5 protein-coding genes and 1 pseudogene are annotated in these 6,010 nt (G+C 67.4%); 3 read left to right on the plus strand and 3 right to left on the minus strand.

The window, feature by feature from the left end:
- From AC1VAN_RS08270 to map, 3 genes are all read right to left on the minus strand, one after another.
- On the minus strand, positions 1–655 hold a 655-nt coding region (locus AC1VAN_RS08270; RefSeq protein WP_480985614.1), incomplete at its 3' end, for a 2,3,4,5-tetrahydropyridine-2,6-dicarboxylate N-succinyltransferase.
- A complete protein-coding gene (locus AC1VAN_RS08275; protein WP_456301995.1) occupies positions 655–3,264 on the minus strand; it encodes a [protein-PII] uridylyltransferase in 2,610 nt (869 codons plus the stop codon). The genes AC1VAN_RS08270 and AC1VAN_RS08275, both read right to left, overlap by 1 nt.
- 20 nt (positions 3,265–3,284) lie before the next feature.
- On the minus strand, positions 3,285–4,127 hold the full coding sequence (gene map / locus AC1VAN_RS08280) for a type I methionyl aminopeptidase (protein WP_480985615.1): 843 nt from the start codon (positions 4,125–4,127) through the stop codon (positions 3,285–3,287).
- Between the two features lie 173 nt (positions 4,128–4,300).
- Here map and AC1VAN_RS08285 point away from each other — a divergent pair, with 173 nt between their 5' ends.
- From AC1VAN_RS08285 to AC1VAN_RS08295, 3 genes and pseudogenes are all read left to right on the plus strand, one after another.
- Entirely contained in the window at positions 4,301–4,828 is a 528-nt protein-coding gene (locus AC1VAN_RS08285; RefSeq protein WP_025877648.1) for a Csu type fimbrial protein, read from the plus strand.
- Positions 4,828–5,583, plus strand: coding sequence for a fimbrial biogenesis chaperone (locus AC1VAN_RS08290; RefSeq protein ID WP_099783394.1), 756 nt, complete (start codon positions 4,828–4,830; stop codon positions 5,581–5,583). Before AC1VAN_RS08285 ends, AC1VAN_RS08290 begins: the two co-directional genes overlap by 1 nt.
- A gap of 7 nt (positions 5,584–5,590) precedes the next feature.
- Positions 5,591–6,010, plus strand: a pseudogene (locus AC1VAN_RS08295) (fimbria/pilus outer membrane usher protein); the annotation flags it as partial.

Genomic DNA, 6,010 nt, shown 5'->3' on the forward strand with positions numbered 1-6,010 from the left:
CGATGTTGGTGAAGCTCGGCATCAGCACCACGTCCTTGCCGAAATACGTGCCGCGACGGGCGATCGCACCCGGCACCACGCGCACGCCGCCACGGCGGAACTTCGCCTCGTCATAGCCGGCAAAGCGCGATTCGACCTTGTCCCAGAACGGTGCCGGGCGTGCATCGACCACGGCCATGTCGTTGACGCGGAAATACAGCAGCACCGCCTTCTTCAGCCATTCGTTGACCTTCCAGCCACCATGGCCATCGGGTTCGGCGACGCGGAACTCGCCGCTTTCCAGGCCATCGATCACGCGGTTGACCAGCGGCCGGGTCGAGCCTTCCAGTTCGTGCAGGGTCAGCGTGGCGCGGCGCTCGAAGGCGCTTTCGATGCCGAACTTCAGTTCTTCCACGCCCGGCCCGGCCGGCTTGCGCAGCGACTTGCGCGCGATGTTCTCGGCGCGCGCAGCTTCGGCGGTCTTGGCCGGGACCTTCTTTGCCGGCGCCTTCTTCGCTGCAGCCTGTTTCGGCACGGCGGCCTTCTTCACCGCTGCGGKCTGGCCMRCCTTCGGCTGTTGTGCAGCTTTCTTCGCAGCCGGGGCAGCGGCAGTAGTCTTTCTGGCCGCGGCGCTCTTGGCAGTCGCGGCAGTCTTCTTTGCAGGCTTGGTGGCCATCAGGCGGGGTCTCCGGCGTTTCGATCAGGGTCCAGGCAGGCCAGCATTGCGTCATGCAGCTGCTGCCGGGCGGATTCAGTCAGGGGGAGGTCGTGTTCGTCACTGATCACGAAGGTGTCTTCGGCGCGTTCGCCGAATGTGGCAATGCGCGCGTCCTGCACGCGCAGTCCCTGGTTGCGCAGCACGAACGCCACGTCGGCCAGCAGGCCGGGGCGGTCGGGGGCGACCAGGGCAAAACGGGTCGCGCCGGGTTCATCGCGGAACTCGATGCGCGGGGCGAAACGGAAGTGGCGCAGCTGGCGTGGCACCACCCGGCGCGAGGGACGCAGCCGCGCAAGGTCGCCACTGAGCGCCTCGCGCAGTGCAGCTTCCAGGTTGGCGCTGCTGCCATCGGCAAACGTATCGGCCGGGCTGACTTCAAAATTATCGAAAATCGTCTCGGACGGACCATCCAGCACGCGTGCGCGGTGGATGCCGTAACCCTTGCGGTCCAGGGTCATCACGATCGCGGCAAACAGGCCATCACGGTCCGGCGAGTGCACGAACACTTCCAGCGCTGGGTCGTCAACGCTGATCCGGCGTACCTTCACCAGCGTCTGGCCCTGCTTGATCGGCACCAGTGCGGCAGCCTGCCAGGCCAACTGTTCCGGGCGCAGGCGGATGAAACCTTCGTCAGGCATCACCGCGAACTGGCGGTCGATGGTGGCATCGTCGTAGCCCTGCTCGCGCACCAGCGCACGCACGCTGTCGCGCGCTTCGGCCACGCGCTCGGCGGCCGGCACCGGATGCTCCAGGCCCTCGCGCAGCGCGCGGCGGGTAGCGAAATACAGATCGGCCAGCAGCCGGTCCTTCCACGCGTTCCACAACTTCGGGCTGGTGCCGGCGATGTCGGCGCAGGTCAGCAGATAGAGGTAATCCAGGCGGTCGCGGCTGCCGACCAGGGTCGCGAAACGATGGATCACGTCCGCATCGGCGATGTCCTGCTTCTGCGCGGTCACCGACATCCGTAGGTGTTGTTCGACCAGCCAGGCCACCAGTTCGGTATCCGAACCACTCAGCCCCTGCGCGTGGCAGAACGCCCGTGCATCGACCGCGCCCAGTTCGGAATGATCGCCGCCGCGCCCCTTGGCGATGTCGTGGAACAGGCCGGCCAGCAGCAGCAGTTCGGGCTTGCGCAGGCGCGGCCAGACTTCGTGGGCGATGGAGAAACGTTCATCGGCGCGACTGCTGGCGAACAGCCCCATGTTGCGCAGGACCATCAGCGTGTGCTGGTCGACGGTGTAGACATGGAACAGGTCGAACTGCATGCGCCCGCTGACCTGGGCGAATGCGGGAATCCACTGCCCGAGCACGCCCAGCCGCGCCATGCGCGAAAGCGTGTCGACCGGGCGCTGGCCACGCAGCAGGGCCATGAACTGTTCGCGCGCATCAGGGTCTGCCTGGTCATAGGCAGGCAGCAACGGCAGCGATTCGGCCAGCGCGCGCGCAGTCAACGAATGCAGGCCACGGATCTGCGGATTGTTCGCCCAGCTGGCGAACAGCGCGAAGACCTGGCCGATGTCAGCATTCGGCCAGTCGGCATCGTTGGCCGCCAGGTAGCCACGGCGCAGCGCGAACCCCACGGTCAGCGGCTCAGGCTGTGCCTCGCCATCGAACTGTTCCTCGAAACGCTGCAGCAGACGATCACTGATCCGCCGCACCACCGAAGCGGCGCGGTAGAAGCCCTGCATCATCTTCTCGACGCCCAGGCTCTCGGCGTCGTCTTCAAAGCCCAGGCGCGCGGCCAGGGTCTTCTGGTAATCGAAGCGCAGGCGCTCTTCCGGGCGTCGCGCCACCAGGTGCAGGCCGAAGCGCAGTCGCGCCAGCACCGCACGTTCGCGCTTCAGCGCCGCGGCCTCGTCAGCGCCCAGGTGGCCCAGGCCGACCAGCGCTTCCAGATCGCGCACGCCAAACGCACGCAGCGCCATCCAGCCCAGCGTGTTGAGATCGCGCAGGCCGCCGGGGCCATCCTTCAGGTCCGGCTCCAGGTTGTCGGCGGTGTCGCCGAAACGCTGGTGGCGGTTGCGCAGTTCTTCCAGCTTGGCCAGGAAGAACGCACGCGGCGGCCACAGCTCGCGGTCATCCACTGCCGCACGCAGCGCACGCCGCGCCGCCTCATCGGCCATCAGCGGGCGCGCTTCGATCAACGCCGTCAGCACGGTCTGGTCGGCCGCAGCCTCGCTGCACTGCCCGCCCGAACGCACCGCGTGGCTGACCGCCAGGCCGCAATCCCACAGCAGCGCGAACAGGCGCGCGAGCGCCTCTTCATGGGCCAGCTGCGCCTGCGGATCGCCGAACACCAGCAGGTCGATGTCCGAGCGCGGGAACAGTTCACCGCGCCCATAGCCACCGACCGCAAACAGCGACAGGCCACTGTCGGCCGGCAGGCAGCGCTGCCACGCATGGCGGATCAGGTGATCGGCCGCGCGCGCGCGCAAGGCCAGCAGGCGCTCGATGTTGTCGCCCTGGTCGAAGCGGCGGTACAGGCGCGTATCGGCCTGCTGCAGCGCGTCGCGCGCGGCAGCAGCCCAGTCCGGGTCGTTGAGCGACGCGGCCGGCGTGTCCAGCAGCGAACTCGCCGGCAGCATCGTCAGGAGACCTGCGACTCGCCCGGCGACAGGGTCAGCACGTCCACGCCGGTCTCGGTGACGGCGATCATGTGCTCCCACTGTGCCGACAGCTTGCGGTCCTTGGTCACCACGGTCCAGCCATCGGGCAGCACCTTGTTGTAGCGGGTGCCCTCRTTGATCATCGGYTCGATGGTGAAGGTCATGCCCGGCTGCAGCACCAGGCCCTGGCCCGGACGGCCGTAATGCACCACCTGCGGTTCATCGTGGTAGACCTTGCCGATGCCGTGGCCGCAGTACTCGCGCACCACGCTGAAACGTTCGCCTTCGGCGTAGCTCTGGATCGCATGGCCGACGTCGCCCAGGGTTGCGCCCGGACGCACCGCGCGGATGCCGCGCCACATCGCTTCATAGGTGGCGTCGACCAGGCGCTTGGCCATCACCGACGGGGTGCCGACGAAGTACATGCGGCTGGTGTCGCCRWRCCAGCCGTCYTTGATGACGGTGACGTCGATATTGATGATGTCGCCATCCTTGAGGACCTTCCCTTCGCTGGGAATGCCGTGGCAGATGACATTGTTGACCGAGGTGCACACGGTCTTGGGGAAGCCGCGGTAGCCGACGTTGGCCGGAATGGCGCCCTGCACGTTCACGATGTGGTCGTGGCAGATGCGGTCCAGTTCCTCGGTCGTGACACCGGGCTTGACGTGGGGGGTGACGATGTCGAGCACTTCGCTGGCCAGGCGGCCGGCGATGCGCATCATCTCGATTTCCTGCGGGGTTTTGATATTCACGCTCATGGCTCCCATTATCGCCGATCCGGCCGCAATCTGAACGAACGCCACCCAACTGGCGATCCGGGGCATGCACGGATCCGGCAAGGAACGTGAAAGCGTGATGGGCCACACCCTTTCGATCGCCTGTTTCTCACGGAATACAGACACTTGCGGTGCCTACGCTGGCCCCACTGTCGTCAAATCGGCGCAGAACGTGCCGACTTCGCGCTGTTCAACGGACCTTCGGGTCAGGGAGGTTGTCCATGCGATCCACCGTTCGTTCCCCCTGGGCTTGGGCCCTGGCCCTGCTGGTGGCTGGCCCGGCCGCCGCCGCCGACACCACTACGTTCAACGTCACCCTGGTGGTCACCAAGGCCTGCACCATCACCGCGGCCGCCGCGACCAACGTCGACTTCGGTACCGCCGCCTCCACCACCGCCACCCCGACCCTGGGCCAGGGCACCGTAACCGCACAGTGTTCGGCGCTGACCCCGTACACCATCTCGCTCAACGCCGGTGCCAATGCCGGTACGGCCAATGACGTCACCACGCGGCGGATGAAGAACACCAACGCAGCAGTGACGGCCAACAACTACGTGGGCTACCAGCTCTACCAGGATGCCGCGCATACCCTGGTGTGGGGCGCCACCACGGGCACCAACACCCAGGCCGGTATCGGCACCGGCCTGGCGGTGCCCTACATCGTCTACGGCCAGATCCTCAACCTGAGCACGGCCAACGCTGCGACCGGCAACTACCTGGATACCGTTACAGCCACGATCACCTATTGATGGAGCACGCCCGCATGGCCGGATCCCGCCCGTGGCGCGCCACCGGCGTGGCGCTGCTCGTTCTCAGCCTGCTGCTTTGGGTCTCCGCGGCGTCGGCGACCAGCCTGCAGGTCGCGCCCACCAGCCTGCAGCTGGAGGCACGCCAGCGCGCTGGCGAACTGTGGTTGACCAACAGCGGCACCTCGCCGGTGAAGCTGCAGGTCCGGGTATTCCGTTGGGTGCAGCAGGACGGCAACGAACAGCTGCTGCCCACCGAAGATCTGCTGGCCACGCCGCCGATGCAGGAGTTGGCCGCCGGCCAGCAGCAGCTGGTACGGGTCATGCGCGCCGTGGCCGACGCACCGGCTGCGCAGCAGTACTACCGGCTGATCGTCGACGAGGTGCCCGATCTGGCCACGCGCACCGAAGGCATGCAGTTCGTGCTGCGCTATTCCATCCCGGTATTCGTGCAACCCGGCGCTGGCAGCCGGCTGGCACCGCAGCTGCACGCCCGCCTGGTGCGGCTGGACGACGGTCGCAACGGCGTGGAAGTAGGCAATACCGGCAACAGCTACGCGCAGATCGCTGACCTCGCCCTGGGTAGCCCGGAGCGGCCGCGCATCGTCCATCCCGGCCTGCTGGGCTATGTGCTGCCCGGCCAGGTCATGCGCTGGCCGCTGGAGCGCACGGCGATCGACCGCGACAACGACCAGATCACGGCCAAGCTCAATGGCGAGTCGGAACAGACGTCGCTGCCGCCACCACCGGCTCGCTGAGGCGCTGATGAGCGCAGCGCTCGGTGCGGCCCTGTCCCCGGCGGCTCATGCAGCCGATGTCTCCGGGGTCTCCGCCGATGCCCTGCTGCCGCCACCAACCCCACTCACGGCCAACCAGACGCTGTACCTGGACGTGACCCTCAACAGCACGCCGCGCGGCCTGCTGCCCTTCACCGACAACCGTGGCCGCCTGCAGGCYAGCCCCGAAATCCTGCGCCAGCTTGGCTTCAACGCCAGCGGCGATGCCCCGGTGTACCTCGACCAGATCAGCGGTGCGGTGGTGCGCTATGACGCGCACCTGCAGACCCTCGCGCTGGACGTGCCACTGGACCAGTTGACCCTGCCCACGACCGTGCTCAGCCGCCCGCAGGTCCGCGCTTCCCGCGGCAGYGCCTCGCCCGGCGTCCTGCTCAATTACGACCTGTAC

Source organism: Stenotrophomonas sp. 05L44_2 (genome assembly GCF_056665995.1).

Bases quoted from the DNA above. Each gene is read 5' to 3' on its own strand.
- AC1VAN_RS08285 (WP_025877648.1), top strand. From the start codon at position 4,301: ATGCGATCCACCGTTCGTTCCCCCTGGGCTTGGGCCCTGGCCCTGCTG.
- AC1VAN_RS08290 (WP_099783394.1), top strand. From the start codon at position 4,828: ATGGAGCACGCCCGCATGGCCGGATCCCGCCCGTGGCGCGCCACCGGC.